Origin of the sequence: Sulfitobacter sp. F26169L, from assembly GCF_026410285.1 — a bacterium.
Taxonomy (GTDB): Bacteria; Pseudomonadota; Alphaproteobacteria; order Rhodobacterales; family Rhodobacteraceae; genus Sulfitobacter.
Genome location: NZ_JAPMLP010000002.1, coordinates 1 through 2500 on the forward strand (window position 1 = coordinate 1; position 2500 = coordinate 2500).

Below are 2500 nucleotides of genomic sequence, written 5' to 3' on the forward strand. Positions count from 1 at the left end.
CCACCTCAATTGGTTTCATGTTAATCGCGCTGACCATTTTGTGGCTATATTTAGAGCGGTACTTGAGGGTGGTCGCGTTTCTGACACGCTGATTGCGTCACGCGTAGGCAGCTATTGGCCAGCCTGGTCCATCGCTACGGAGGAGGGCGGGAGAGTTCAAAACATTGGATATTTTAAGGGGGAAGTCGCCACGTGCTCACGATTGGGAGCGCCAGATTACGGCGGTTTTTTTTGGATGCCAGACGACAAAACGACGCCAGCTTTTCAGCTGGCGTCGTTTTGTGTAGTCATCGTAGAGAGATACATAATTTGGAAAGCTTATTAGGTTTGGCGATGACCTACTCTCCCACGCCTTAAGACGCAGTACCATCGGCGCAGTAGCACTTAACTGCCGGGTTCGGGATGGGACCGGGTGTTTTGCTTACGCTATGATCACCAAACCAAAAAAACTTTCCAAATGTCCAAGCCAGTACGCTGATTGTGTGTGTATGCTTTTGATAACGAGCCTCTTATGGAGGTCTCGCGACGCAGTTACGGAGTTAAGTCACTCTGTTACTGGATCAAATCAAGCCTATCGAGCCATTAGTACCAGTCAACTGAACGTATTACTACGCTTACATCTCTGGCCTATCGACGAGGTAGTCTACCTCGGCTCTCAGGGATACCTTGTTTTGAGGGGGGCTTCCCGCTTAGATGCCTTCAGCGGTTATCCTGTCCGATCATAGCTACTCTGCACTGCGGCTGGCGCCACAACAGATCCACCAGTGGATCGTTCACCCCGGTCCTCTCGTACTAGGGGCAACTCCTCTCAAGTATCCTACACCCACGGAAGATAGGGACCGAACTGTCTCACGACGTTCTAAACCCAGCTCACGTACCTCTTTAAACGGCGAACAGCCGTACCCTTGGGACCTGCTCCAGCCCCAGGATGAGATGAGCCGACATCGAGGTGCCAAACACTGCCGTCGATATGGACTCTTGGGCAGTATCAGCCTGTTATCCCCGGCGTACCTTTTATCCGTTGAGCGATGGCCCTTCCACTCGGGACCACCGGATCACTATGACCGACTTTCGTCTCTGCTCGACTTGTCAGTCTCGCAGTCAGGCTGGCTTCTGCCATTGCACTCAACGACCGATTTCCGACCGGTCTGAGCCAACCTTCGCGCGCCTCCGTTACGATTTAGGAGGCGACCGCCCCAGTCAAACTACCCACCACACAGGGTCCCGGATCCGGATAACGGACCGCGGTTAGACATCAAGCAGAACAAGGGTGGTATCTCAAGGGAGGCTCCACGCAAACTGGCGTTCACGCTTCAAAGCCCACCACCTATCCTGCACATGTTCGGCCTAATGCCAGTGTGAAGTTGTAGTAAAGGTGCACGGGGTCTTTCCGTCTAACCGCGGGTAACCGGCATCTTGACCGGTAATTCAATTTCGCTGAGTCTATGTTGGAGACAGCGGGGAAGTCGTTACGCCATTCGTGCAGGTCGGAACTTACCCGACAAGGAATTTCGCTACCTTAGGACCGTTATAGTTACGGCCGCCGTTTACCTGGGCTTCAATTCAGAGCTCTCACCCCTCCTTTTAACCTTCAGGCACCGGGCAGGCGTCAGACCCTATACGTCGTCTTACGACTTCGCAGAGCCCTGTGTTTTTAATAAACAGTCGCCACCCCCTGGTTTGTGCCCCCAGCTCCCACTTGCGTAGAAACCGGGCCTCCTTCTCGCGAACTTACGGAGGTATTTTGCCGAGTTCCTTCAACATAGTTCTCTCAAGCGCCTTGGTATTCTCTACCTATCCACCTGTGTCGGTTTAGGGTACGATCTAGCGATGGAGCTATTTCCAGGAACCACTCAGCAGCCCATTCAATCCGATAAGGATGAACTACCTCTGTGATCCGTCACTTCCATCTGGCCCAGGAATATTAACCTGGTTCCCATCGACTACGCCTTTCGGCCTCGCCTTAGGGGTCGGCTTACCCTGCTCAGATTAGCTTTAAGCAGGAACCCTTGGATTTTCGGCGAGAGTGTCTCTCACACTCTTTGTCGCTACTCATGTCATCATTCTCACTAGTGATCTCTCCACCGGATCGCTCACGCGCCGGCTTCACAGAAAGCTCCTTGTGTCCAACCTCACCCGAAGGTGAGTAAAGACACATGGAACTATGTCACACTACGCTCTGCTACCATGCAATAAATGCATCCTAAGCTTCGGCTCATGGCTTGAGCCCCGTTACATCTTCGCCGCAGGACAACTTGTTTAGACCAGTGAGCTGTTACGCTATCTTTAAAGGATGGCTGCTTCTAAGCCAACCTCCTGGTTGTTTTGGTCGTCCCACCTGCTTTCCCACTTAGCCATGAATTAGGGGCCTTAGCTGTAGGTCAGGGTTGTTTCCCTCTTCACGACGGACGTTAGCATTCGCCGTGTGTCTGCCGACTAGTACTCCTCGGTATTCGGAGTTTGGTTAGGATCAGTAAGACGGTGAGTCCCCATTACCCAT

2 rRNA genes (1 of these 2 cut by a window edge) are annotated in these 2500 nt (G+C 52.6%); both read right to left on the minus strand.

Annotated elements, in window-relative coordinates:
* Positions 1-325 precede the first annotated feature (325 nt).
* Positions 326-440, minus strand: a 5S ribosomal RNA gene (rrf, locus tag OS189_RS04350).
* Positions 441-561: 121 nt separating this feature from the next.
* A 23S ribosomal RNA gene (locus OS189_RS04355) occupies positions 562-2500 on the minus strand (it continues 898 nt past the right edge of the window).